Source organism: Bacillus sp. Root131 (assembly GCF_001429475.1).
Taxonomy (GTDB): Bacteria; Bacillota; Bacilli; order Bacillales; family Bacillaceae_G; genus Bacillus_A; species Bacillus_A thuringiensis_S.
On record NZ_LMJQ01000001.1, the window covers coordinates 1,957,401 to 1,982,745 of the forward strand.

Consider the following 25,345-nt stretch of genomic DNA (forward strand, 5'->3'; position numbering starts at 1 on the left):
CCTATGGAATTACAAACAAGTTGAAGAGAGTTTTTTTGCTAAAATTATTTTTTAATATGAGGAGGTATATATTTTCATGTTTTTTAAAGATAAAAATGTTTTAATTATTGGTGGAACAGGAACAATTGGAAAAAGCATTCTTTCTAATGTTCTACAGGAAAAGCCAAAAGTGGTAAGAGTTTTTAGTAGAAGTGAATACAATCAATTTTTATTACAAGAAGAATTTAGGGATAAAAATCGAAATATTCGTTATTTAATTGGGGATATTCGTAATTATGATCGAGTATTTAGTGCGATGGAAAATATTGATTATGTATTTCATGTGGCCGCGATGAAGCATGTTTCGTTTTGTGAATATAATCCGTTTGAAGCAGTTTTGACCAATATTTTTGGAACACAAAATGTAATAAAAGCGGCAATTGCTCAGAAAGTAAAAAAGGTAGTTTTTACAAGTTCTGATAAAGCGATTTCACCAACAAATAATTACGGTGCAACAAAATTGACTGCTGAAAGATTGATTACGTCAGCGGAATATTCAAAAGGTTCAAGTGAAACGACATTTACAAGTGTTCGCTTCGGAAATGTGATGGGATCAAGAGGCTCTGTCATTCCTTTATTTGAAAATCAAATTAAAGAAAACCAAAAAATAACTGTAACGGATCTTAGTATGAGTAGATTTATGATGACACTGAACCAAGCAACTATGTTAACAATTGAAGCAATGAAAATAGCAAAGGGTGGTGAAACTTTTATATTAAAAATGCCAGTTATTTCATTAAACGATTTAAGTGAAGTGATGATAGAAGAAGTTACAAAGTTATATGGATTGTCCAAGGAGAATATTAAAATTGAAGAAATTGGTTTAAAACCGGGTGAAAAAATGTATGAAGAACTTATGACACATGATGAATCTTTACAGGCTTTTGAATTACCAGATATGTTTATCATTCCTAGCCCATTAAAAAAGGGTACTCAATATGAAAATGCAAAAAGGGCGAAGGCAGGCTTTTACCGTTCTGATAATCAAAATGCTATTTCAAAAGAAGAGCTTAGAAATTTAATATTAAACCAGCAGCTATTAACAGGAGGGGAGAAAATATGAAAATATTAGTAACTGGTGGTGCAGGTTTTATTGGTAGGTGGGTTGTAAAGAGATTATTGCAGGATAAGCATGAAGTATGGATATTAGACAACTTAGCAAATTCAACTACTGCAAATATTACCGAGTTTGCACACGATCTAAATTTAAAACAATGCATTCAAGGAGATATTAAAGATAAAAAATTAGTTGCTCAATTATTTGAAAATAATTCATTTGACCTTTGTTATCATTTAGCAGCGAGTATCAATGTTCAAGATAGTATAGATGATGCTAGAGCAACTTTTGAAAATGATACAATAGGTACTTTTAATTTGCTAGAACAATGTCTTAATTATGATGTCAAAATGGTCTTTATGAGTACTTGTATGGTATATGATAAAGCTACTAATATACAAGGGATATCAGAATTAGACCCAATTAAACCAGCCTCTCCATATGCGGGATCAAAAATTGCTGCTGAAAACATGGTTTTATCTTACTATTATGCTTATAAGCTACCAGTAGTGGTTATTCGCCCATTTAATACGTATGGTCCATTCCAGAAAACAGGTGGGGAAGGTGGGGTTGTTGCCATTTTTATAAATAATAAATTAGATAATGTACCACTGAATATATATGGGGATGGAAAACAAACGAGAGACCTTTTATACGTTGAAGATTGTGCAGATTTTGTTGTGGCAGCAGGATACTCTGCAAAAGCAAATGGTCATATTATCAACGCTGGAACAGGGCAAGATATATCCATTAATAAATTAGCAGAATTGATTTCGGGAAATAAAGTAAGCATTCAACATGTAACTCATATCCATCCGCAAAGTGAAATTCAAAAATTATTATGTAACTATGAAAAAGCAAAAACAATATTAAACTGGGAACCAAAAGTTTCTTTAGAAGATGGAGTTATTAAAACAGAAGAGTGGATTAAATCTTTAAAAATTAATCCTAAGGAGAAAGAGTAATGGTAAGGGGAATCCTCGGTATGCATGGAGGAAAGCCTGTTAGAGAAACTTATTTACCATATGGCCAGCAACAAATTGATGAATATGATATTCAGGCTGTTGTAGATGTATTAAAAGGGGATTTTTTAACAACAGGACCAATGGTTCAACAGTTTGAAGAGGCTATAGCGAAATATGTGGGAGCAAAATACGCTGTTTCCTTTTCAAATGGTACAGCTGCATTGCATGCTGCCTGCTATGCAGCAGGCATAACTGAGGGAGATGAAGTAATTACAACTCCGATGACATTTGTAGCAAGTGCAAATTGTATTTTATACCAAGGGGGAAAGCCGGTATTCGCTGATATTGACAATGGAACATATAACATTAGTCCTAAATCTATAGAGGAAAAGATTACAAACAAAACAAAGGCTATTATTCCCGTACACTTTACTGGGCAGCCTGTAGAGTTAGAAGAAATACAAAAAATAGCAAAAGAAAACAATTTGATTATCATTGAAGATGCAGCCCACGCATTAGGAGCCACATATAAAAATAAAAAGATTGGTTCAATTGGTGATATGACAATGTTTAGCTTTCATCCGGTGAAACATATTACTACCGGAGAGGGGGGGGTAATTACCACAAATAATCCTCTGTTTTACGAAAAACTTTTTCAATTCCGTACGCACGGAATTGAAAAGAATCCTCGAAATCTTCTTGAAAATCATGGGCCTTGGTATTATGAAATGCAATTCTTAGGTTACAACTATAGAATAACGGATATACAAGCTGCTCTTGGCTTATCACAGTTAAATAAATTAGACTCTTTTATTAAAATTCGAAAGAAATATGTAGACATTTATAATAAAGAATTTAGTTGTTTATCTGAAATCATCATACCAAAGCAATTGCCTCAAACCGATTCAAGCTGGCACCTTTATATTATTCGTTTAAATACTAAATTATTAAAATGTAATCGAAAAGAAGTTTACGAGGCATTACAAAGAGAAAATATCGGTGTGAATGTGCACTATATACCCGTACATTTGCAACCGTTTTATCAAAAATTAGGTTATGGAAAAGGTATTTGTCCGCAAGCAGAAAATGTATATGAGGAAATTATTACGCTGCCTCTATTTCCTAAAATGACAGAAGCTGATGTGTGGGATGTAATACAAGCTGTGAGAAAAGTTCTTTCGTTTTATAGAGTTGCTAAAAATTAAATGAAAGGGGTGTTATTAAAATTGCAAAACCAAAAATTGTTAAGAGCAGTTACAAAAGGTGACATTAAAAAAGGAGAGATTATTACAGCTAATAAAGTAACAATGGAATTAAATGTTGTAGAAAATGCGCTGACCGAGCTTGAAGCAGAGGAATTATTACCTCAGGTAGCTGTATATAATTTGTCTGCAGGTACCCCAATAACAAAAGAGGTTATTGAACCTCCAAAGGTAGTAATAATTGTACTTTGCCGCTTAAAATCTACTAGGTTACCTTTAAAGGCAATATTGCCAATACACGGAGTTCCTTCCATTGAACGATGTCTTATAAATACATTAGCTATTCCAGGAAAACACCAGGTCATACTTGCTACTTCAGATATTGCACAAGATGACCCTTTGGAAAAATTTAATTTAGACGGGAAAGTTAAGATTTTTAGAGGTGATCCAGAAAATACCGCTGATCGCATGTTCCAAGCTGCAAAACAAGAAAATGCAAATATTGTCATACGGATTACAGGGGATTGCCCAGCTGTGTCACCTGAAATAAATACTTTTTTACTAGATGAACATTTGAAAAGTGGTGCAGACTATACACAGGCAGAGTTAAGTACGTTACCTGTTGGAACAGCAGGTGATATTTTTACATTAGAGGCAATCGAACGATTACTACAAACCCCAAAACCTTTAACTTATGCAGAATACCTTCCGTTTTATTTTATTAATAATCCACATTTATTTCGTATCAATGTAGTGAAACTTCCTCCAGCAGTTTGTTATCCTACTTGGAGGTTAACATTAGATGAACAACCAGATTTAGATATGTTCAATGAACTTTATAGAGGTCTGAATGTAAAATCTAAACCTTTATTCTTTCATCAAATAAAAGATTACATCCTTCGAAACCCTGAACTTATTGAAATTAATAGTCATGTAAAATTGAAATGGGCAAATCAACAATCATTAGTAGATGAGTTAAATAGAGAAACGATATTATAAATTAATAAATTGTAGTGCTTTTAGTGAGGAGGGAGTATCTTGCTTGAGAAAAAAATTGCCTTTCGCGCCGACGCATCTATTGAAATAGGTACCGGTCATATTATGCGTTGTTTAACACTGGCCCACGAGTTACGGAATAAAGGTGCTCAAGTATATTTCATTTGTCGTAAGCTAGAAGGTGATTTACATCAATATATTTTAAATAAGGGATTTTGTGTGTTTGTATTAGATGAAGATGGTGAAAATACAAATTTCTTAAGTTCAGAACACGGGAGTTATTTTAATTGGCTCAAATATCATTGGTTTGTTGATGCACAGCAGACCAATGATATTTTGTCGCAACTTCCCAAGTGTGATTGGTTAATCGTTGATCATTATGGATTAGATAATAGGTGGGAGTCTGCTTTAAGAAAAACTGTAAGGAAAATCATGGTAATCGATGATCTTGCAAATCGAATGCACGACTGTGATTTGTTACTAGACCAAAATTTATACGATAACCCTAATGATCGCTATAAAGATTTAATACCAGAGCACTCATTAGTAAAATTGGGGCCTAAATATGCTATATTACGGCCAGAGTTTCATGCTGCTAAGAAATTTTCACGAAAAAGAACAGGAGAAATTGAGAGGATTTTTATTTTTTTTGGTGGGCATGATGTAACAAATGAAACATTAAAAACATTAAGAGCTTTACAAAATATAAATCAAGATAACTTAAAAATAGACGTTGTGGTAGGAAGCCAAAATCCGCATAAAGAGGAGATTCAAACTTATTGTAAGAGTGTTTCTAACGCTTCATATTATTGTCAAATAGAAAATATGGAAGAGCTTCTCGTACGAGCGGATTTAGGGATAGGAGCTGGAGGAACAACCACATGGGAACGCTGCTTTCTTGGATTACCTTCTATTACAATTATAACTGCCCAAAATCAAATTGAAGTAACCAAGGCTGTAGCAAAGGTTGGAGCTACATGGAATATTGGTACAGCTGAAAGTGTTTCGGATAAAGCAATTATGGAATGTCTAAACAAACTTTTATCAAATTCTAAAATAGTGAAAGAAATGTCTAATAAAGCTCTTTCTATACAGTGTGCCAGTAATTCAAATGAAATAGCAAAAAATATTTTAGGAGGATAGTATGTTAGATATTGAGGATTTTCAATTGGAAAGGTTAGAAAAGAAAGATTTAGAACTTATTTTAAATTGGCGGAATGCAAAAGAAATACGTTCAGTTATGTATGAAGATCATCAAATAACAATAGACGAACATTTAAAGTGGTATGAAAAACTCGTAATGGATGAAACAAAGGTTGCAAGAATATTAATATATAAAGAAAAACCAATTGGATTTGTTAATTTTACAAAAATAGATGAAATGAATCGAACTTGTTATTGGGGATTTTATATAGGTGAAAAACAAAGTGTAAGACGTGCCGGAACTGTATTAGGTTTATTAGCATTAAATTTTATTTTTGAAATTAAAGACATACACAAAGTATATGCAGAAATAATAGAATCAAACTGTATTAGTTTAAATTTTCATCAGAAACTTGGTTTCCAAGAAGATGGAAGATATGAAGATTATATTTATAGGGACAATGATTATATAGATGTCATTACAATGACCTTGTCCCGTGAACAATGGGAGGAAAGAAAAGAAGCTATAAAAATAGAACTTGAAGGTGAAAAAAATGAGTAATGTATATATCGGAGGTAGAGAGATTGGCAATAGTTTGCCACCATTTATTATTGCAGAAATGTCAGGAAATCATAATCAATCATTAGATAGAGCGTTGAAAATTGTAGAGGCAGCTGCGGAGGCCGGGGCACAAGGATTTAAAATTCAAACATATACACCAGATACAATGACTTTAAATATAGAAAATGGTGATTTTTCAATTCACGATACGAAAAGTTTATGGAAAGGCAAATCACTTTATCATTTATACAAAGAAGCATATACACCATGGGAGTGGCATAAACCAATTTTTGATCGCTGTATAGAGTTAGGGATGATACCATTTAGTACGCCTTTTGATGAAACAGCTGTAGACTTTCTAGAGACATTAAATGTTTCATGTTATAAAATTGCATCTTTTGAAAATACTGATATCCCCCTCATACGTAAAGTAGCCGCAACAGGAAAACCAATAATTATTTCGACAGGTATGGCTTCAATTGCCGAACTAGATGAAACAGTAAGGGCTGCGAGAGAAGAAGGGTGTAAAGAACTAATTCTATTAAAATGTACGAGTACGTATCCTGCGTCTCCAAAATCTACAAATATAGTTACCATACCTCATATGAAAGAGTTATTTAAATGTCAGGTGGGTTTATCTGATCATACACTGGGTGTAGGAGTATCTGTAGCGAGTGTTGCCTTTGGGGCCACAGTAATTGAGAAACATTTAACGCTCTCGAGGTTGGATGGAGGAGTTGACGCTAAATTTTCAATGGAACCAGCTGAATTTAAATTATTAGTAAGCGAAACTGAAAAAGCATGGGAATCTTTGGGGAATGTATATTATGGACCGACTGATATAGAAAAAGATTCTTTAAAATTTAGAAGATCATTATATGTAGTAGAAAACATAAAAGCGGGAGAATTCTTTACAAATGAAAATGTTAAAGCTATTAGACCAGGGAATGGCTTATTACCAAAACACATATCCAAAATTATTGGGAAAAAAGCGAATAAGGATATCGAAAAAGGGACGCCTGTTTCATGGGATTTAATTTGATATCGAGGAAATGAGAGTGTTTATAGAAAGATTTATAACAAAAATACTATTTAAGTAGAGAATAAATTTTAAAGGCCCTGTTTAAAAACAGGGCCTTTAAAAAGGGCATAGTATTTAACAACTGAAGGTACCTTCATATTACCATTATTGGAATATCGATACCATATGTTAGGTGTTGAGAAATAAAAAGTTCATTCGGTACAACAAAGTGGCCAGCGAAGCTAGCTAAACACTTGTTGCACAAAAGAAAATTAGGCCCTGAAAGTAATAGATATGTAACCTAAAGTTACATTTATAGTGTTAACAAGCTTGCATATATTATACGAAAAGGTATCTAGTAAAAAATTTATTTTGTAGAAATAAAAAAGAAATTGTCACCGGATCACCTTTTGATAAAACAGCGTACTTTCAAACATAATATATTCAAATCCTTATGATATATGTAAATAAAAGAGCAGCTAGTGAAAGCTAGCTGCTTAATAAAGAAAAGAGAAGAACTACAGGGACGTTTAAATGAGTTCTGGCTTTCGCCTATCTTTAGTATTGACGGAATGTTTAGTTTTATGCTGAAAAACTTAAGAAGAGCATCTATAAAAAGACCTCTTTAAGGAAGAAATGAGATATTGAAAAGTGAATTAGGTTTTTAAAATTCAAGAAAATATATGACTATTTCATTATAATGTGACGATGAAACATAAAATAGTAGTTAACAAACTGGCCAGTATGGAAGCACAAACTTTGCATTTCAGCAAGGTAGGAACTATTTAATTGGTTTTGTACTGTTAATATTAGTTGCAAGTATTGAGTGGGATCAATGGCAAAATTTATCTTGTCCAATGTATATTATTGGATTTGCATCAATTGTTATATTAAAAATACTACCAGAATCAACATTTACTCCCGTTAAATTGGGAGCAAAAAGATGGTTTCAATTTCCTGTTATTGTTCAAATTCAACCATCGGAGTTTTTCAAAATTGCACTAATTATATTTGTCGCAAATTTAGTAATGAATCATAACGCTAAATATATGATTCGGACATATAAAACTGATTTCCTGTTGGTTGGAAAAATTATGTTAGTCTCAATTCCTCCTATTGCTCTGGTATATAGCCAGCCAGATACAGGGATGGTGTTCTTATACGCAGCATCTATTGTATTTATTCATATCAGGGATTCAAAAGAAATTAATTGCATTTTGTACATTCATTCCGGTAACTCTACTATCTACATTAATATTTACATACGTAAGATATCCAGATTTTTTCTTTAAAGAATTAGTTACTAGGTTAAAACCTCACCAACAATCACGCATTATAGGTTGGCTGAATCCAGCTGAAAATACAGATCAAGGGTATCAAACGCAACAATCTCTTTTAGCTGTTGGAAGTGGCGAATTACATGGAAAAGGATTTGGTCAAGGAAGTGTATATATTCCTGAAAAGCATACTGATTTTATTTTTGCTACCATCGCTGAAGAAGGTGGATTTATAATAGCGGCTCTCGTTGTATTGGTCTTGTTACTTCTTATATATCGAGTAACTATAATTGCATATTCAGCAGAGAATCTGTTTGGTACATTACTATGTGGGGGGCAATTAGTGTTCTAACACTTCGAATCTTCGAAAATATTGGTATAATGCCAGTAAAAGGAATTGCACTTCCTTTTTTATCATATGGAGGAAGTTCACTGTTTTCAAATATGATAATGATCGGGCTTATCTTATCGGTGCATAAAAATTATAAAAAATACATGTTTCAAGTGAAATAAAAGTTAAGAATATGTTATAGATTAATTTGAAGAAATCCCCTTGTGCATCTATATGCACAAGGGGATTTCTATTTTAATAAAGCTGTGACTGTAAAATAGTTGTTATAAAGTGGATTCTCTTATGAAAAGTATGCTGTGTTATCACTTTTGTATGAATTTTTTCAACCATTAATCTTTTTGAAATCGTGTCATCCAAATAAAGAGATACTTTATTTAAACAGTCTTCAAAGCTGTTATAGGATATAATTTCATCTTTATTGAAGAACGATAAAAGATCAGACTTTTCTTCAATAATTTGAAAGCCTTGGCAAGCGGCAATATCAAACGTACGATTATTAATAGTATTATTTTTTACTTTATTTTTATTTTTATTTTGTGGAAATAGATGACTACGATGAGGATTTAAAATAAGACTAGCGTTGTTATAATAGAGCGCAACTTCTTGAGGTGGAATCCATTCTTCTATAATTTTAATTCTTCGGTGATTTTTCCATTTTTTTAATAACTTATTTCTCCAATGTCGGCCAATAATAGTATAGTGATAGGGGGTATTTTCTAAAAGGAAATGTATTAATTTTACTCGGTTTGGATAAGGATAGCCAATGAATAATACTTCACTTTTATATTTTATATTTTTTAGACTAGGTTTAAATACGTCTATATTAGTTGCTAATGGTAAGTGATATACATTGGTATATCCTAAAGCTGTGTAATATTTAAGTGCTTCGCTATCAATAGTAAATATAAAATCAAAGTTATTTAATAGAAGAAGAGAAGTATCTATATAAAATGGATCCTCAGTTAACCAGACAGCTAATTTAATGTTCCATTTTTTAAAATATTGAATTGCTTTTTGTGGTAGATGATTACCTAATAAGGTGAATACAATATCGGGATGAAAAGTTGTTGTAATGAAATCCAATTGTTGTATTAATTCACTCGGTTGTATCGCTAACCATTCGAAATTTTGATCTATAAGTGTTCCTTGTATGCTTTGATCTAGATATTGATAAATTTTTGAGTAACCAGAAGTAATGTATAAGAGTTTCATATTTCAACCCCTGCTTTAGGTTTAAAATATATTATGAGATAAACGTAACACTTTCTATTTCTTTACAACTAATTTTAGTAATACTTGTAGTAGGAGGAGTAACTGAATTTTCCTCTTCTAATGTGACGATACAAGTATTAGGGTTAAAATTTGTAAAAATAGCAGGTCCAATAATATTCCCAGATTTACCAGTCACAGTAACGACTTCGCCTGGCTGTAAATTTTTAAAAATACTACATACTCCACCTGAACAACCAAATAAATTGCATAAGAACAAATTTATTCCTCCTTTAAACAATATACTATATCATATGAAGTTTTGTAGAACGATGTGTAGACAAGTAACCTTTAGAAGAGAAAAAATTTAAATTAAAGCAATTTATTGAAATAATAGGTCAATAGAATGTTACATCTCAGGGGATACTGATTAGATTTTTCATGAAAAAAGACATTCATTAGAATGTCTTAAATATGGATTAAGCTAGAAAAATATGAATCATTTCAAAGAGTGGTTAAAGTAACACTTTCTATATCTTCACAACTTATGAATGTAGTATTGGTAGATGAAGGGGTTATCACATCTTCTTCTTCCAATACTACTGCACATATATTCGGAAAGAACAGTGAAAAAGTAGCAGGTCCAATAATTTGACCTGATCTAGTAGTAATTGTAACAACTGTTCCCGTTGGCCACGAAGAGAATAGAAAACAAGCTAAACCTGTACAATCTGCCATAATAAATCCTCCTAACTTTAAGTTTTAATTGAAGTAATAAAGTCCAAACATTTTATAGTGTATGTGGGAGTAACATGAAGTGCTTGGACTAATAGAAATCACTTTCTGGTTTTATCTCTTTATGATCAATGAGATAACTATTAAATCCTACAATACAAAGGTTTAATAAATACAATATGGTCAGAAGGTTTAATGAAAAAGATATTCTATGATATAGTAATTAGCTATTCCAAGGTCAAAATACTGTGAATAGGAATTATAAAGTGAGGAATTTTTCAGAGTAACAAATGGAAGTTTTAATAATGTAACAAAAATTGAACATAATCTTCATTAAAAAAAGAACACAAATCAGTGCTCTTAGAAAGTAGACTATAGGGCTTTCGGATTAGTATATACTATCATATGCTCGTTTTTTTTAAGGGTGTAAACAAAATTAAATAAAAATAATACATATGAGGTTTTTAAAAGAGTAATAGCTCAACAGGATGGATTTGCATACATATAAACTAAATAACCATAATTTCATTTGTAAATTTATATAAACAAAAATATTTGAAAACAAACTTTTCGCATTGCTAAATTGAATATTCCGGTTCTTATAAGTGACAAAGGATACTTTGAGAGAGTATTGAGACAAGGATAAACTGTAAGGAAAAATTATATAAGTGATTAATTAATATAAAACCATCCTATTATTGTATATGTGGACACTGGATGTTTCTATGTAGTTTGTTTCAAGTGACTTATAATCCAATGTCTATTGGCATGTGATGTAATTAAATGTAGCTAGAATACAGTATAATATTGAAAAATATAAAGTTTGTAGTGTTTGAAACAAATTAAAGAAGTAACATAAGGAATTTACGCATAAAGTAATGTTGATGGTAAAATTAACAGAATTTTCATTTTAATAAGATAAAAATGTGATGTTTTTAACGTATAATAATTTTACTACGATGAAAATACGGCCACAAATTAGTTAATTTAAAAATTAAATTTAGATAGGAAGAGGATAATGAAGACCAGAGATAGTTATAAAATTATTGTCGTTGGTGCTGGGACTGCAGGACTATCTTCTACTGCACATTTATTAAGAAATATCCCCCTATTGAAAGAAAATATAGCGATTATTGATCCGTCAAAAAAACATTATTTTCAGCCACTATGGAGTTTAGTGGGGGGAGGAATTGTTTCAAAGGAAAGTACAATGCGTGATCAAGAATCGCTTATTCCAAAAGGGGCAACGTGGATCCCTAAAAGTGTTGTTAAGTTATTTCCGGATGAAAATAAGATACTGTTAGATGACGGACTGCTGCTTGAGTATGAAATTCTTATTGTAGCAGCTGGTATACAAATAAATTGGGAAGGTATTAAGGGCTTAAAAGAATCTATTGGGACTAATGGGGTATGTAGCAATTATTCTTATACATATGTTGATTCTACTTGGAGAGAAATCGAAAAATTTAAAGGAGGAAATGCGCTTTTTACCCACCCTAATACTCCTATTAAATGCGGTGGTGCTCCACAAAAAATTATGTATTTAGCAGAGGAGTATTTTTGTAATAGTGGTGTAAGAAACAGAAGTGAAGTAATGTTTTATTCTGCAAACACTGACATATTTCAGGTTCCACGATATGCAAATACTTTAGAACAAGTACTAGAAAGAAAGCAAATTATAACGAATTATAATAAAAACTTAGTAGAAATTATCGCCGAAAAGAGAGAAGCAATTTTTGAAGATACGCAAACGCTGAAAAGAGAAACCATACCATATAGTATGATACATGTTGTTCCACCAATGGGGCCACCAAATTTTATTAAAGAGAGTGAAATAAGTGATTATCAGGGATGGATAGATATACACCCTTATACTTTGCAGCATGTAAAGTATAAAAATATTTTCGGACTTGGAGATTGTACTAATTTACCTACTTCTAAAACTGGAGCGGCAATTCGAAAACAAATACCTGTCTTAAAACAAAATATTATGGACGTACTTAGTGGAAGAGATTTGCAGGCTAAATATGATGGGTATACATCTTGTCCAATTATTACAGGATATAAAAGTCTTATACTCGCTGAATTTAACTATAAACATGAGCCTCAAGAAACGTTTCCGTTTAATCAAGCGAAAGAAAGGTATAGTATGTTTTTACTTAAAAGATTTATGTTGCCATATATGTATTGGAATTTTATGTTGAAAGGGATCCTATAGGGGAAGATAGAAAGTGGTTATAAAAATTGAAAAGCAATTTGAAATACCTATTTGGAGGGAATAGCTATGCTTTTAAAATATTTTTATGATGAAAAATTAGCACATGCTTCCTATTTAGTCGGTTGTCAGAAGGAAGGCGTAGCAATTGTAATTGATCCAGGTCGCTATATAGAACAATATATAGAATTTGCTAAGAAAGAGGGAATGGAAGTAATTGCTGCGGCTGAGACTCATATTCATGCTGATTTTCTTTCTGGGTCTAGAGAACTTTCCAATCTTTATCATGCAAATTTATATGTATCTGATGAAGGAGATTGTGATTGGAAATATCAATATCTTAATGAAGGTCGATACAAATTGGTTAGAGAGGGCACAGAGTTTAAAGTAGGTCATATAAAATTTAATGTAATTCACACCCCAGGGCATACGCCTGAAAGTATTTCTTTTTTAGTGACTGATACAAGTCAAAATAATTATACGAATGATAAACCGATAGGGATATTCACAGGTGATTTTATATTTGTAGGAGATATAGGAAGACCGGATTTATTAGAAACTGCAGTCGGTATGAAAGATACTGCAAAAATAGGAGCGAAACAATTATTTGATTCTATACAAAAAATAAAAATACTTCCTGATTATTTGCAAATATGGCCATCACATGGTGCGGGAAGCGCATGTGGAAAAGCATTAGGAGCAATTCCAACTTCTACATTAGGTTATGAAAAGATGTTCAATTGGGCATTTCAGTGTAATGAAGAAAGTGATTTTATATCAACTTTATTGACGGGACAGCCAGAGCCTCCAAAGTATTTTTCATTAATGAAGAATTTAAATAAGTATGGTCCGCCAATTCGTAAGAAGAGAAAAAGTAATGCTATTAATACAGTAGAAGAACTTCAAGAAATTTTGAAGAGCGTTCATCAAATAGTTGATATAAGGGATGTAGAGAGTTTTGCTGCAGGTCATATCGAGAAGTCAATTAACATACCTTATAACAATTCTTTCACAACTTGGTGTGGATGGTTATTAGATTATAAAACAGAAACGTTAATAATTCTAGATGAGGAAAAGGTTAAAGTGGAGGCAATTATTAGAGAATTTGAATCTATTGGGTTAGATAATATTATTGCTTTTGCACCCTTAAAAGTAATACAAAGACTTGATAGATTTGAAAGTTACAAAGAAAAAACATCGATTGAATTATATCCGCATATAAAAGGTGGAAGCGTTAAGGTTATCGATGTGCGTAGTAAAAAAGAGTGGGAGGAAGGACACCTTCATGATGCAATACATATCACTTTAGGTAATCTATTTGAACAACTAGATTATATACCGAAAGATTGTCCAATAGTTTTGCAATGTCGAACCGGATTACGTTCCGCTATAGCAGCTAGTATTTTACAAAGAGCTGGTATAAAGGAAGTAGTGAATTTAAAGGGAGGATTTCTTGCATGGAAAAAAGAAAGGCTTCCTTATACAACAAGCAATCTCAATGTGTAGGAAAATATTATTACAATAGTAAAGAAGGTCGCCATTCACGGCGACCTTCTTTACTATGCGTTATACCCAAATAATTTTAAATCTTCTCCAGACCCTGAAATAATCTTCTCAAATCGTAATCCTACTTTTTCTAAAAGCTTTCCTGAGGCGATGTTATCTATAGAAGTAATTGCTACAATTCGATTCATGCCGAGCTTTTGTACACCGTATTCGATTATTGCAGAAGCTGACTCGTAGCCATATCCTTTTGAACGGAATGTTTCTAAAAAGGCAAATCCGATATCAACGTCTTCTAATGAATCTCTTTTAATAAGGCCACACATACCAAGTGGAGTGAGATCTTCTTTTCGTTCTACTAAGTAAAGGCCAAATCCGAGTTTGTTATACATATCGATGGGACCGTTTACAATATAATTTTTTGCATCTTCTAAGTTTCTAACTCCTTTGTCACCGATAAACTGAATCCATGCAGGATCGTTTACTAACTCAAGAATAAAAGGAGCGTCTTTTATATCAAACCAACGAAGGTTAAGACGTTCTGTTTTAAGAACTATCAATGATTACACCACCTTTAAAAGTTATAACAATTAGTATGGATTGTGTAAAACAAAAGTGCAACATATTTTAATGGGGCTTTGTTTGTTCACATAAAGTTCGTTTGTTTTGTATAGAGAGATATTTTATAATTAGGATTGATTGTAAAGAGTGAGGTGCTTATACAATGACTCCTAGGTGACTAGGAGTTTTTACTATATAACTATCATTATTACTAAATATGACACACTACACATTCTACTCAAGGAGGTACATAATGAAGAAATTATATAATGCATCGTTTACGTATTTGATTATCGGTTTATTATCAGGGATTTTCGCTAGGGAGTATGGTAAGTATAAAGGGATTTTAGGATCTACTTTGTTAAATCTTTTGCATACACATACACTTGTACTTGGCTTTTTCTTCTTTTTAATTGCTTTAGGATTAGCAAAAGTATTCGCGTTTCATGAAGTGCAAGGGTTTAATAAGTGGTTTGTTTTACATAACATTGCATTAACATTAATGTTAGGTTCGCTAGCAGCGAGAGGGCTTCTTCAGTTAAATGGAGCTGACTTTAAAGGGTTAACTTATATTGTAGGATTTTCTCATTCGTTGATGGCAGTTACTTTAATTTGGTTTATGTTGTTAATAAAGAAATCGTTTAAAATGTAGTGAAAAAGAACTTGTAGCGTGTGCTGCAGGTTCTTTTTTGTATGTTCAGGTTTAATAATCTTATTTTTCTAATTATTTTGTATAAAGATGGTATACTTGTTTTAAAATTAAAAAGGAGAGTTGATTATGGAAATAACAATTGAACATGTAGTAAATGAATTAAAAGGCATACTTCCTGAAGATCGAGTAGTAATAAATATGACAGTACGAGAGTTACATAGTAAAGATGAATCTTATCATACTAGTAGTTTACCTGATGTAGTTGTTTTTCCAAAAACGACCGAAGAAGTTAGCGCGATAATGAAAATAGCGATTCAGCACGGAACAGCTGTCGTTCCATTTGGAGTAGGGTCCAGTTTAGAGGGACATGTAATTCCTTACGAAAAAGGAATTACAATGGACTTTTCTCTTATGAACAAAATACTTGAAATAAGAGAAAAGGATTTTCTTGTGAGAGTACAGCCAGGGGTGACGCGCTCTCAGCTTAATAAAGAATTGAAAAAGTATGGATTATTTTTTAGTGTAGACCCAGGAGCTGATGCAACGTTAGGAGGAATGGCTGCTACAAACGCGAGCGGAACGACAGCAGTAAAGTATGGTGTAATGCGTGATCAAGTTCGAGATTTAGAAGTCGTTCTTGCGGATGGAGGGGTAATACATACCGGGAATTTAGCGGCGAAGTCATCATCAGGTTATCATTTAAATGGTATTTTCGTAGGATCAGAAGGAACACTTGGATGTTTCACGGAGTTAACTTTAAAAGTATACGGTATACCAGAACATGTTATGGCTGCGAGGGCATCGTTTCCAACTATAAATGATGCAGTAGAAGCTGTAATTAACATATTACAAGCAGGTATTCCAATCGCGAGAATTGAACTCGTTGATGAATTATCTATGAAACAAGTAAATCATTACAATGAAACAAGTTACAGAGAAGAACCGACACTATTTTTAGAGTTTCACGGCAATGAAGCAGGGTTAAAGCAAGATATTGAATTTACGAAAGAAATCGTTCTTGATCATAAATGTAAAGAAATTGCGTTTGAGACGGAAACAGCAGCAAGAAATAAACTGTGGGATGCAAGGCATAACTTAGCGTACTCTTACGTGCATAGTTATCCTGGTAAAAAGCTAATGAGTACAGACGTATGTGTGCCAATTTCGGAATTAGCTGGCGCGATTCAACATGCGAAAGAGGTATTAGATAAAGTAGGGCTTATTGGCGGTATTCTAGGTCATGTTGGAGATGGGAATTTCCATGTACTCTTAATGATTGACACAAATGATAAAGAGGAAGTAAAGAAGGCAGACGAAATAAACGAAAGTATCGTTCTGTATGCTCTTAAACGAGGAGGAACATGTACAGGAGAACATGGCGTTGGAATCGGAAAACGAAAGTATCAAGAAGAAGAACATGGTGCGGCATTATGTGTAATGGAGAAAATAAAGAAAGCTCTTGATCTGCAAAATATTTTGAATCCGAATAAGGTGTTTCAATTAAAAGATAGGGGCTGATCGGGTGAAAGTACTAGAAGCGATAAGTAATATAGCTGGAAAGTATTTTGCATTTTGGGTTATTTGTATTGCAGCTATTGCATATTTCATTCCCGCGCCATTTCTCGGGTTAACTAGTTACATAACGATTTTACTTGGGGTTGTCATGTTTGGGATGGGATTAACATTGAAGGCTGTTGATTTCAAAATCATAGCTACAAAACCATTAGCAGTTATTATCGGTGTATGTGCTCAGTTTATTATTATGCCACTTGTCGCATACGTACTAGCCTACGTTATGAATCTGCCAGCGGAATTAGCAGCTGGGTTAGTGTTGCTCGGTTCAGTACCGGGTGGCACTGCATCAAATGTTATGGTTTATTTAGCAAAAGGGAACTTAGCGTTGTCTATTGCAATGACTTCAGTATCAACGTTACTAGCACCAATTGCTACACCGCTCATTCTACTATTACTTGCAGGGCAATGGATGCCAGTAAATGCTATGTCCATGTTTCTTTCTATCGTACAAGTCATTATTGTGCCTATTATTTTAGGACTAGTAGTGAAAAAGTTTTTCCCTCATATCGTTAATAAAGGAATGACTGTTATTCCTTTAATATCAGTTGTAGCAATTATCATAATTGTTTCTGCAGTTGTTTCAGCAAATGTAAGTAGCGTTACTTCTTCAGGACTTCTTATCTTTATTGCGGTGATGCTCCATAATGCTTTCGGTTTTTTGCTCGGATATATAACTGCGTTCGTACTTGGACTAGACGAAGGGACAAGAAGGGCTATTTCAATAGAAGTAGGAATGCAAAATTCAGGTTTAGGTGTTGCACTGGCGACAGCGCATTTTGGACCGGCGGCTGCACTCCCAAGTGTATTAGCAGCAGTATGGCATAACATTGCAGGGCCAATATTAGCAACCATCTGGTCAAAAAATGCAAAAAATGAAAAGAATACTTTTAGCGATGAAAATGTATTAATAAATATAGAAAAATAGGAATGATAAATAATGCAAAAACGTATTGTACATTTTGAAGGAATGGTTGTATTTTTAGCCGCGATTTATATGTATTCGATATATGAGTTTAGTTGGATTATATTTTTTGTATTCCTTTTAGCGCCGGATCTATCAATGTTAGCATATGGGATTAATAATCACGTTGGTGCGAAAATATATAATGTATGTCACACATATATCATATCCATATTAATTGTTCTAATAGGTGTCTATTTTAAGATAGATACCGTTATAATGATTGGCTTAATATGGACAGCACATATTGGAATGGATCGAATGTTTGGATATGGATTGAAATATGAGACGGATTTTAAGGATACTCATATTCAGAGGTTATAAGAAAAAGTATTCATATTTAAAGCGGGTCTATTAAAATATTGAACAAAATTCAGTGAATGAATTTTGTTCAATTGTTGAGAAATATATATATAGATAGATACAAATAATCGAATTATGTTATTTTTATGATAATTAAAAGAAGGAGAGTGGATTTGATGAATATACAAATCACTGGCAATGAATTAATTAATAAGATGCTGAATGATTGGTATCGAGATATTAGAGCTCAACGTATAAGTGAAGCAAAAAAATTAAAAGAAGAGATCGATAAAAAGCTTTATATTATCGAATCAGATGTAAAGGTTTCATTTCACTATTATTTGTTAGAATTTCGATATAAAGTGCTAATAGATGGTTTAGGTAATTTGAAAAAAGCTTTTGATAAAATAGATGCATTGCCTAAACCGAATGATGAATATTCTAATTATTATTATTATTATTTATTCAAAGCCATTCATTATACAATTCTTACTAATTATAGTGAAGCTAGCAACTATTTTGAAAAAGCTGAAGGGTTATTAGAGCATATTTCAGATGAAATTGAATATGCAGAGTTTAATTATAGAGTTGCTATATTAAAATACCACTTGCATTACGCATATTCAGCTATTGAATACGCTTCAAAGGCAAGAGATATCTTTGTTAAACAAGCAGGGTATGAAGTGAACATAGCGCTGTGCGAAAATATATTAGGATTATCTTTTTCGGAATTAAAGCAGCATGATAAAGGTGAGGAATATATTGCTTCAACAATAAACATTTTACAAAAAAATGATGCTGAAATGTTAGTATTAAGAATCAGACATAATTTAGGTTTATTGTATGCGAGTCAAAATCTTTCAGTTTTAGCAATTAGACACTTATCTGAGGTTTCTAAAAAAATGCCTACTCATTATAAGGCAATCTTTTTAGAGGCAAGAGAATATTATAAATTAGGTGAAATAGAAAAAGCGAAGGAATTAATTGAAAGTGGATTGAAGGTTTGTGAGGAATTAAAAAATGATGAATATAGATATCACTTTTTAATTCTAAAGGGATTTTGTCAGCATTTAGAGGTAGAAAAAATAGAAAAAATTATTCTTGAAGGTTTTTCTTACTTTGAAAGAAAAAATTTATCGGAGTATATTCACGAATATACCGAAAGTCTGGCATTAGAGTTTCATAAGGTAGGTAATATAGAAAAAGCAGAAAAGTATTTTTTTATGAGTTATGAAATAAAAAAGAGAATATTTGAAAAAGAAGCATTAAAATAAAGAAAAAACTTGGATTATCTATAATGGGAATAGCAGCTGGAGTTATGGGGTTTTATGGTAGAAGGTCTTTGCAATAAATTAGCTCACAGTGGATATGGTAGAATGTTTATAATTATAAAACCTAATGAAAATCCATATGCTGTCTCTGAAGATACAACGATGCCTGCAAAACAAATCTTCTATTGAACGTGGGTAATTAAACAAGTCACAAATTATAATTTGTGACTTGTTTAAGGTTGGATACTAAATGTGTTGCTTTCAATATTGAAAGCAACTTTTAAGTTTGTGATTAATAGTTAACTTAATAAATTTTGGGTTAAAATAAAAACAAATTTTTAATCAAGTCCCACAAAAAGTACGATAAGGGCGATTCGTCGGTGCAGGCGGAATGCAGTATTCTTCTTGATCTGTAGAATACGCATAAGGGTTTGATAAAGCTTCAAGAAGTTTCTCCATTACGCTATAGTCGTCATTTGTAACAGCTGCTTCTAGTGCTTCTTCTACACGGTGGTTCCTTGGGATGATTGATGGGTTATTATTTTTCATCATTTCGTAGGCGTTTTCTTTCGATTGTTCTTGTCTTTTTAATCGAGATTGCCACAGTTTGTACCAATCTTTATATTCAGGACTTTCAAATAGAGCTGTATTTTCAATAGCATCAAGAGTTAATGAACGGAATGTATTTGTATAATCTGCTTTATATTTCTCCATCATTTTTAAAAGTTGCTCAATAAGTGGTTGATCTTGTTCTTCGGTACTAAATAGTCCTAATTTCTTTTTCATTCCAAGGAACCAATGGTTTTCATACTGTACGCTAAATTTCGAAATTTCGTCTTGGGCGATCTTTAATGCTTCTTCTTCATCTTCGTGCAGAATTGGTATTAAAGATTCTGCTAATCGAGCGAGGTCCCATGCGGCCATATATGGTTGATTTCCATATGCATAACGACCTTGTGTGTCAATAGAGCTAAATACGGTTCCTTGATTGTAATTGTCCATAAATGCACAAGGACCGTAATCAATTGTTTCGCCACTAATCGTTATATTGTCAGTGTTCATTACACCGTGGATAAATCCAACAAGTTGCCATTTTGCGATAAGACTGGCTTGTCTTTTAATGACTTCTTGTAGTAATGCAGTATATCGGTTTTCATGAGCTTCAATTTCTGGGTAATGCCTTTTTATCGTATAGTCAGCTAGTGATTTCAGGTCCTCTATTGAACCACGAGCTGCAGCATATTGAAATGTACCGACGCGTATATGGCTACTAGCTACTCTAGTTAAAATTGCTCCAGGTAACTTTGTTTCACGATATGTTGCTTCACCAGTTGTGACAACTGCTAAACTGCGAGTAGTCGGAATATCAAGTGCATACATTGCCTCACTAATGATATATTCACGTAGCATCGGACCGAGTGCAGCACGGCCATCTCCTCGGCGTGAATAGGGAGTAGGGCCAGAACCTTTCAGTTGAATATCGAAACGCTCACCTGAAGGAGTAATTTGTTCGCCAATTAAAAGAGCACGACCGTCGCCTAACATATTAAAATGTCCGAATTGATGGCCAGCATATGCTTGAGCTAATGGATGAGCTCCTTCTGGGAGTGCATTACCAGCGAAAATAGCAATTTCAGCTTCCTTTTTCAGTTCTTCAGGGGTCAAGCCAAGAGATATCGCTAATGAATGGTTTAGTTTAACTAACTCCGGTGAACTTACGGGAGTAGGGGGGATTTCTGTATAAAATGATTGTGGTAAAGTCGTATAACTATTATCTAAATTCCAACCTGTTTCATTATTTTTAGTCATTGTATCTCCTCCTTTTTGTATTTTAAGTTATGTATTTGTACGTATGTATTCTTTGTAAAGTTAACTAAAAGTATAATATAATATTTCCCCTTGCAATCTATTGTAAGGACTTCATTGCACTATGTCTATTTAACAGCAAATTTAAAACCTCCATTTTAAGAAAATGGAGGTTTTATTATTATTTAATTTTTACAATTATTTTTCCTTTTGCTCTTCCAGACTCTGAATATTCCATTGCTTTTTGCGCATCTTCAAAAGGGAAGACTTGATCGATTACCGGTTTGATTTTTCCGGCTTCAATATAGTTTGCAATAGTACGTAATTGATCCCCGCTTGGCTTCATAAATAAAAATGAATATTGAGCATTATGCTTTTTTTCAAGTGCAGTAAGTTTTTTGCTGGCTAATGAAAATAAGAGAGTTTTAAAGAATCCTGAACCAAATTCTTTACCGAAGCGTGCATTCGGCATACCTGAAACGGAAACAATGTTTCCTCTGCTTTTTATAATATTGAATGATTTTTCAAGCGTTGCACCGCCGATTGTATCAAATACCGCATCATAATTTTTTAGTATATCTTCAAATTTTTCTGTTTTGTAATTAATAATTTCATCTGCGCCAAGAGACGTTACTAAATTTGCACCAGCTTCACTAGCAGTCGTTGTAACAGTAGCACCCATTATTTTTGCTAACTGAATTGCGAAAGTACCAACACCACCGGATCCAGCGTGAATTAAAATCTTTTGTCCTTTTTGTAATTGCATGATGTCATGTAATGCTTGATATGATGTTAAGCCAACAAGTGGAATCGAAGCAGCTTCCTCAAAACTTAAATTTTTCGGCTTTAAAGCTATATCATCTTCATGAATGGCTATATACTCCGCGAAAGTACCAATCTTATTTTTTCTTGGACGAGCATATATTGCATCACCAACTTTAAAACGAGTTACTTTTGATCCAACCTTCGTGATGACACCGGCAAAGTCATTACCAAGGATTAGGGGCATTTCATATTTCAGTAACATTTTTACTTTTCCGTCGCGTATTTTAAAATCAATTGGGTTAATACTAGCTGCATGAATTTCTGCGAGCACCTCATACTCTTTTATTTCAGGAGTAGGTACCTCTGCCATACGCATTGGGACTTTTCCATATCTATCAATTATCATTGCTTTCATTTCTTATACCTCCAAGTTTTAATAAAAGTTTTGCAATAGCTTCTCAATATCTAATACAAGATTTTTTAATAAACCTAATTTTGTACGTATATCAATATAATAAAAATTCTTTGTACCTTCTTTTCTCATTAAAATAATGCCAGCTTCTCGTAAAATCTTAAGGTGATGTGATACTGCTGGACGGGAAAGGTGTGTTTGCTTCGTGATTTCTCCTACACGTAATCCTGTTTGACATTCCGTTTCCATTAGCACTAATAAAATAGCTTGACGTGTTTCATCACCAATTGCCAATAATACTTTTTGAGAATCAATAAAATCTTTTTTTATAATATTTAATTGTTCTTGTTTATTCATTTCAATCACTTTGCCTCCTGCTAATTAGTCGAAAGGTTTAAGATAACGAACCATTACTTCGATACGGTAATGCTACATGATTGTTGTATGAGGTGCAATATTGGGAAAGAAAATCGAGACGAATGAATTTTTTATTTTTGAAAATTATAGGGAGATAGAAAAGGGATTGGAAGGACTACATAACACAATAGATGAAGTTTTAAAAACAAAAAATGATGTAACAATAAAATAAGCGGTCGTAACCTTGTATAATCCATAAGGTTACGACCGTTTATAATGTTTTTATTATTTTTGATTTTTACGATAGAACATAGTTCAACGTAAAGTACGTTCTTTTGTTTTACACTTTCATACAGATATAATTCAGGTGGATTATATCTGTATGAAAAGGTAAAAGGGATTTTGGGGCGTAATCTATCTATATGATAATTCAAAATGAAATATAAGTCTATATTTTAATGTTTTTTTTGATTATATTTATGTCACTGAGCTCAGAACAATGATGTGGAGGGTAAATATATGAAATCGAATTATGTACCAGTTTTAATTGTTGGAGGGGGATTATCTGGGTTAGCGTCTGCGTTATTTCTTGCAAAACATAACATTGAGTACTTACTTATTGAAAGGCATCCGTCTACTGCCATTCATCCGAAAGCAGGCGGTCTTACTTTACGTACAATGGAGTTATTTCGAGAATTAGGCTTGGAACAAAGAATTAAATTGGCAGGTAAAGCATTAGAGAACTGCCGAGGAAGAATAGCGGTTCATACAATAGCTGAGGCGAATAAAGAAGAATTGGAACAAATGAGAGCGACGCAATACAGAAACGATGAAGAGTTACTTCAAAAAATAGAAAAGATTAGTCCATCAAAACAAACTGCATGTTATCAAATTATTTTAGAAGAGATGATGTTACAAGAAGCAAAAACGCTAGGCGGGCAACTATCTTTTTATCATGAATTAGTTTCATTTGAACAAAATGAAAACGGGGCAAAAGCAAAGATTCGAAATCGTGAAACAGAAAAAGAAAGTGTCATACATTGTGACTATGTAATTGCAGCGGATGGAGCGAAAAGTAAAATACGTGAGCAGTTAGGGATTAAAACTGAGGGGCGTGGAACCATTGGTGGCTATTATATGAATATTTATTTTGAAGCTGATTTAAGAGAGTTTATACAAGGAGACGCATTCGGTTTTTCGATGGTACTTCATCCGGAGGTTCTTGGTGCACTTATCCCAGTTGATAACGTAAAAAAATGGATTTATCATGTAGCCTACGATCCATTAAAAGGAGAGGGGCTAGAGGACTTCACTATAGAACGTTGTAAACAAATTATTCAAATAGCAATTGGAAGTACAAATGTTGAATCAAAAATATTAAGTGTTTTACCGTGGGAAGCGGCCGAAAGTACAGCGGTGAAATTTCAAGGAAATCGAACCTTTTTAGTTGGAGATTCAGCACATATTATGCCGCCAACAGGAGGATTTGGTTCAAATACAGGAATACAAGATGCGCATAACTTAGCTTGGAAATTAGCGGCTGTTATAAAAGGGAAGGCAAAACCAAAATTGTTAGAAACATATCATGAAGAGAGACACTCTGTTGCAAAATTAACGACAGCTTATGCAAGTAGTTTACTGTTTCGTGCTGCGAATAGAGAGGAAGGCAGTTTGAATAATATGGATGTTTTAGCTGTTACAGTTGGATATCAGTATTGTTCAGAGGCAATTATAGATAATTCAGTCACTCCACATAGAATGGATAGCATAGAGTTGAACGGGAGACCTGGAACACGAGCACCGCATTTATGGGGAACGTATGAAGGAAAGAAAGTTTCTACATTAGACTTATTCGGTAACAGTTTTGTATTACTTACAGGAGTAGAAAATAGTTCTTGGGCTGAGGCAGCACATGCTGTTTCAGCTAAATTAGGAATAAATATAAAAGGGTATCGTGTTGGCTTAAGTGGAGACTTTGTTGTTCCAGAAGATATTTTTAGCAAATTATATGGTATAGAGAATGGAGGTGCTGTATTAATTAGACCAGATGGCTTTATCGGATGGCGTTCGGAAAAAACGGTAGTAAATCCAGATATAGTATTGGAAGAGGTAATGAGAAATTTATTATGTGATTTTTAAGTAACTACAGAAATATTGTTTTATGTGCTTCACTGTACTGAAAAAAATATTCACAAATTTCAATAGGTTTGGTATGATTAAATTCGACAAGTTAATAGAGGCCGGAGATATTTGAGAAAAGCCATAAATTTATTTAGGGATACAGGAGTGTATTCTAAATAATTTATGGCTTTTTTTATTGAATGAATCGTACAAAATAGAGAGTTACATATGAAAAGGAGGACTATAGGAATTAAATAGGATAATACTAGTTTTCTATATTAATAA

At 33.0% G+C, this 25,345-nt stretch carries 24 protein-coding genes and 1 pseudogene; 18 read left to right on the top strand and 7 right to left on the bottom strand.

Translation table 11 applies throughout. The features are described 5' to 3' along the window. Positions 1-76 precede the first annotated feature (76 nt). The 8 genes and pseudogenes from ASE54_RS09820 to ASE54_RS33900 all read left to right on the top strand — a co-directional run. Positions 77-1,102: an SDR family NAD(P)-dependent oxidoreductase gene (locus ASE54_RS09820; RefSeq protein WP_000465155.1), complete on the top strand. Its 1,026-nt coding sequence runs from the start codon at positions 77-79 to the stop codon at positions 1,100-1,102. Further along, the gene (locus tag ASE54_RS09825; protein WP_000699376.1) at positions 1,099-2,061 is read left to right on the top strand and encodes a GDP-mannose 4,6-dehydratase; all 963 of its coding nucleotides are present in this window, start codon (positions 1,099-1,101) and stop codon (positions 2,059-2,061) included. Before ASE54_RS09820 ends, ASE54_RS09825 begins: the two co-directional genes overlap by 4 nt. Next, positions 2,061-3,266: a UDP-4-amino-4,6-dideoxy-N-acetyl-beta-L-altrosamine transaminase gene (gene pseC / locus ASE54_RS09830; protein WP_000251480.1), complete on the top strand. Its 1,206-nt coding sequence runs from the start codon at positions 2,061-2,063 to the stop codon at positions 3,264-3,266. Before ASE54_RS09825 ends, pseC begins: the two co-directional genes overlap by 1 nt. After that, positions 3,267-4,262 carry an SAF domain-containing protein gene (locus ASE54_RS09835; protein ID WP_000679359.1) on the top strand — a complete coding sequence of 332 codons (996 nt, stop codon included), beginning with the start codon at positions 3,267-3,269 and terminating at the stop codon, positions 4,260-4,262. A gap of 39 nt (positions 4,263-4,301) precedes the next feature. Continuing rightward, positions 4,302-5,402 (top strand): UDP-2,4-diacetamido-2,4,6-trideoxy-beta-L-altropyranose hydrolase, encoded by a 1,101-nt coding sequence (gene pseG, locus ASE54_RS09840; protein WP_000890379.1) that lies wholly within the window; start codon positions 4,302-4,304, stop codon positions 5,400-5,402. Between the two features lies 1 nt (position 5,403). Then, positions 5,404-5,964, top strand: coding sequence for a UDP-4-amino-4,6-dideoxy-N-acetyl-beta-L-altrosamine N-acetyltransferase (gene pseH / locus ASE54_RS09845; protein WP_000884084.1), 561 nt, complete (start codon positions 5,404-5,406; stop codon positions 5,962-5,964). Continuing rightward, positions 5,957-7,006, top strand: a complete 1,050-nt coding sequence (gene pseI, locus ASE54_RS09850; RefSeq protein ID WP_000073381.1) for a pseudaminic acid synthase — start codon at positions 5,957-5,959, stop codon at positions 7,004-7,006. Before pseH ends, pseI begins: the two co-directional genes overlap by 8 nt. A gap of 701 nt (positions 7,007-7,707) precedes the next feature. Next, positions 7,708-8,775: pseudogene (locus ASE54_RS33900) on the top strand (FtsW/RodA/SpoVE family cell cycle protein); the annotation flags it as partial. Positions 8,776-8,848: 73 nt separating this feature from the next. Here the strand turns inward: ASE54_RS33900 and ASE54_RS09860 are convergent. The 3 genes from ASE54_RS09860 to ASE54_RS09870 form a co-directional block, all read right to left on the bottom strand. After that, positions 8,849-9,826, bottom strand: a complete 978-nt coding sequence (locus ASE54_RS09860) for a DUF3880 domain-containing protein (protein ID WP_000772272.1) — start codon at positions 9,824-9,826, stop codon at positions 8,849-8,851. A gap of 31 nt (positions 9,827-9,857) precedes the next feature. After that, on the bottom strand, positions 9,858-10,103 hold the full coding sequence (locus tag ASE54_RS09865; RefSeq protein ID WP_000477970.1) for a hypothetical protein: 246 nt from the start codon (positions 10,101-10,103) through the stop codon (positions 9,858-9,860). A 224-nt stretch (positions 10,104-10,327) separates the two neighbouring features. Next, a complete protein-coding gene (locus tag ASE54_RS09870; protein WP_000752669.1) occupies positions 10,328-10,561 on the bottom strand; it encodes a hypothetical protein in 234 nt (77 codons plus the stop codon). A 1,015-nt stretch (positions 10,562-11,576) separates the two neighbouring features. Here ASE54_RS09870 and ASE54_RS09875 point away from each other — a divergent pair. Further along, positions 11,577-12,776 (top strand): FAD/NAD(P)-binding oxidoreductase, encoded by a 1,200-nt coding sequence (locus ASE54_RS09875; RefSeq protein WP_000857325.1) that lies wholly within the window; start codon positions 11,577-11,579, stop codon positions 12,774-12,776. 66 nt (positions 12,777-12,842) lie between these two features. After that, positions 12,843-14,279 carry an MBL fold metallo-hydrolase gene (locus ASE54_RS09880; RefSeq protein ID WP_000925301.1) on the top strand — a complete coding sequence of 479 codons (1,437 nt, stop codon included), beginning with the start codon at positions 12,843-12,845 and terminating at the stop codon, positions 14,277-14,279. A gap of 53 nt (positions 14,280-14,332) precedes the next feature. Here ASE54_RS09880 and ASE54_RS09885 read toward each other — a convergent pair whose 3' ends face one another. Beyond that, positions 14,333-14,836, bottom strand: a complete 504-nt coding sequence (locus tag ASE54_RS09885; RefSeq protein WP_000636433.1) for a GNAT family N-acetyltransferase — start codon at positions 14,834-14,836, stop codon at positions 14,333-14,335. 254 nt (positions 14,837-15,090) lie between these two features. Between ASE54_RS09885 and ASE54_RS09890 the strand changes: the two genes are divergently transcribed. The 6 genes from ASE54_RS09890 to ASE54_RS37370 all read left to right on the top strand — a co-directional run bounded on the left by ASE54_RS09890 (position 15,091) and on the right by ASE54_RS37370 (position 19,788). Then, the gene (locus tag ASE54_RS09890) at positions 15,091-15,489 is read left to right on the top strand and encodes a DUF2871 family protein (RefSeq protein ID WP_000737896.1); all 399 of its coding nucleotides are present in this window, start codon (positions 15,091-15,093) and stop codon (positions 15,487-15,489) included. Between the two features lie 126 nt (positions 15,490-15,615). After that, complete coding sequence (locus ASE54_RS09895; RefSeq protein WP_000406575.1) at positions 15,616-17,007, top strand: FAD-linked oxidase C-terminal domain-containing protein; 1,392 nt, start codon at positions 15,616-15,618, stop codon at positions 17,005-17,007. A gap of 4 nt (positions 17,008-17,011) precedes the next feature. Further along, positions 17,012-17,989 carry a bile acid:sodium symporter family protein gene (locus ASE54_RS09900; RefSeq protein ID WP_000865817.1) on the top strand — a complete coding sequence of 326 codons (978 nt, stop codon included), beginning with the start codon at positions 17,012-17,014 and terminating at the stop codon, positions 17,987-17,989. Positions 17,990-18,001: 12 nt separating this feature from the next. Next, on the top strand, positions 18,002-18,349 hold the full coding sequence (locus tag ASE54_RS09905) for a DUF4260 domain-containing protein (protein WP_001172057.1): 348 nt from the start codon (positions 18,002-18,004) through the stop codon (positions 18,347-18,349). 155 nt (positions 18,350-18,504) lie between these two features. Then, positions 18,505-19,602, top strand: coding sequence for a hypothetical protein (locus ASE54_RS09910; protein WP_001025502.1), 1,098 nt, complete (start codon positions 18,505-18,507; stop codon positions 19,600-19,602). 54 nt (positions 19,603-19,656) lie between these two features. Beyond that, on the top strand, positions 19,657-19,788 hold the full coding sequence (locus ASE54_RS37370) for a hypothetical protein (RefSeq protein ID WP_000229165.1): 132 nt from the start codon (positions 19,657-19,659) through the stop codon (positions 19,786-19,788). A gap of 153 nt (positions 19,789-19,941) precedes the next feature. On the opposite strand, the gene ASE54_RS09915 is transcribed toward ASE54_RS37370, so the two are convergent. From ASE54_RS09915 to ASE54_RS09925, 3 genes are all read right to left on the bottom strand, one after another. Further along, on the bottom strand, positions 19,942-21,408 hold the full coding sequence (locus ASE54_RS09915) for a protein adenylyltransferase SelO (RefSeq protein WP_000164912.1): 1,467 nt from the start codon (positions 21,406-21,408) through the stop codon (positions 19,942-19,944). 178 nt (positions 21,409-21,586) lie between these two features. Beyond that, a complete protein-coding gene (locus ASE54_RS09920) occupies positions 21,587-22,585 on the bottom strand; it encodes an NADP-dependent oxidoreductase (RefSeq protein ID WP_000646431.1) in 999 nt (332 codons plus the stop codon). 18 nt (positions 22,586-22,603) lie between these two features. Further along, entirely contained in the window at positions 22,604-22,948 is a 345-nt protein-coding gene (locus ASE54_RS09925; RefSeq protein ID WP_000571870.1) for a metalloregulator ArsR/SmtB family transcription factor, read from the bottom strand. Between the two features lie 91 nt (positions 22,949-23,039). Here ASE54_RS09925 and ASE54_RS37375 point away from each other — a divergent pair, with 91 nt between their 5' ends. Beyond that, positions 23,040-23,171 carry a hypothetical protein gene (locus ASE54_RS37375; protein ID WP_000516656.1) on the top strand — a complete coding sequence of 44 codons (132 nt, stop codon included), beginning with the start codon at positions 23,040-23,042 and terminating at the stop codon, positions 23,169-23,171. Between the two features lie 287 nt (positions 23,172-23,458). After that, positions 23,459-25,078: an FAD-dependent oxidoreductase gene (locus ASE54_RS09935; protein ID WP_000841683.1), complete on the top strand. Its 1,620-nt coding sequence runs from the start codon at positions 23,459-23,461 to the stop codon at positions 25,076-25,078. Positions 25,079-25,345 lie beyond the last annotated feature (267 nt).

Bases quoted from the DNA above. Each gene is read 5' to 3' on its own strand.
- ASE54_RS09820 (WP_000465155.1), top strand. From the start codon at position 77: ATGTTTTTTAAAGATAAAAATGTTTTAATTATTGGTGGAACAGGAACA.
- ASE54_RS09825 (WP_000699376.1), top strand. From the start codon at position 1,099: ATGAAAATATTAGTAACTGGTGGTGCAGGTTTTATTGGTAGGTGGGTT.
- pseC (WP_000251480.1), top strand. From the start codon at position 2,061: ATGGTAAGGGGAATCCTCGGTATGCATGGAGGAAAGCCTGTTAGAGAA.
- ASE54_RS09835 (WP_000679359.1), top strand. From the start codon at position 3,267: ATGAAAGGGGTGTTATTAAAATTGCAAAACCAAAAATTGTTAAGAGCA.
- pseH (WP_000884084.1), top strand. From the start codon at position 5,404: ATGTTAGATATTGAGGATTTTCAATTGGAAAGGTTAGAAAAGAAAGAT.
- pseI (WP_000073381.1), top strand. From the start codon at position 5,957: ATGAGTAATGTATATATCGGAGGTAGAGAGATTGGCAATAGTTTGCCA.
- ASE54_RS09860 (WP_000772272.1), bottom strand. From the start codon at position 9,826: ATGAAACTCTTATACATTACTTCTGGTTACTCAAAAATTTATCAATAT.
- ASE54_RS09870 (WP_000752669.1), bottom strand. From the start codon at position 10,561: ATGGCAGATTGTACAGGTTTAGCTTGTTTTCTATTCTCTTCGTGGCCA.
- ASE54_RS09875 (WP_000857325.1), top strand. From the start codon at position 11,577: ATGAAGACCAGAGATAGTTATAAAATTATTGTCGTTGGTGCTGGGACT.
- ASE54_RS09880 (WP_000925301.1), top strand. From the start codon at position 12,843: ATGCTTTTAAAATATTTTTATGATGAAAAATTAGCACATGCTTCCTAT.
- ASE54_RS09890 (WP_000737896.1), top strand. From the start codon at position 15,091: ATGAAGAAATTATATAATGCATCGTTTACGTATTTGATTATCGGTTTA.
- ASE54_RS09895 (WP_000406575.1), top strand. From the start codon at position 15,616: ATGGAAATAACAATTGAACATGTAGTAAATGAATTAAAAGGCATACTT.
- ASE54_RS09905 (WP_001172057.1), top strand. From the start codon at position 18,002: ATGCAAAAACGTATTGTACATTTTGAAGGAATGGTTGTATTTTTAGCC.
- ASE54_RS09910 (WP_001025502.1), top strand. From the start codon at position 18,505: ATGAATATACAAATCACTGGCAATGAATTAATTAATAAGATGCTGAAT.
- ASE54_RS37370 (WP_000229165.1), top strand. From the start codon at position 19,657: ATGGTAGAAGGTCTTTGCAATAAATTAGCTCACAGTGGATATGGTAGA.
- ASE54_RS09915 (WP_000164912.1), bottom strand. From the start codon at position 21,408: ATGACTAAAAATAATGAAACAGGTTGGAATTTAGATAATAGTTATACG.
- ASE54_RS09920 (WP_000646431.1), bottom strand. From the start codon at position 22,585: ATGAAAGCAATGATAATTGATAGATATGGAAAAGTCCCAATGCGTATG.
- ASE54_RS09935 (WP_000841683.1), top strand. From the start codon at position 23,459: ATGAAATCGAATTATGTACCAGTTTTAATTGTTGGAGGGGGATTATCT.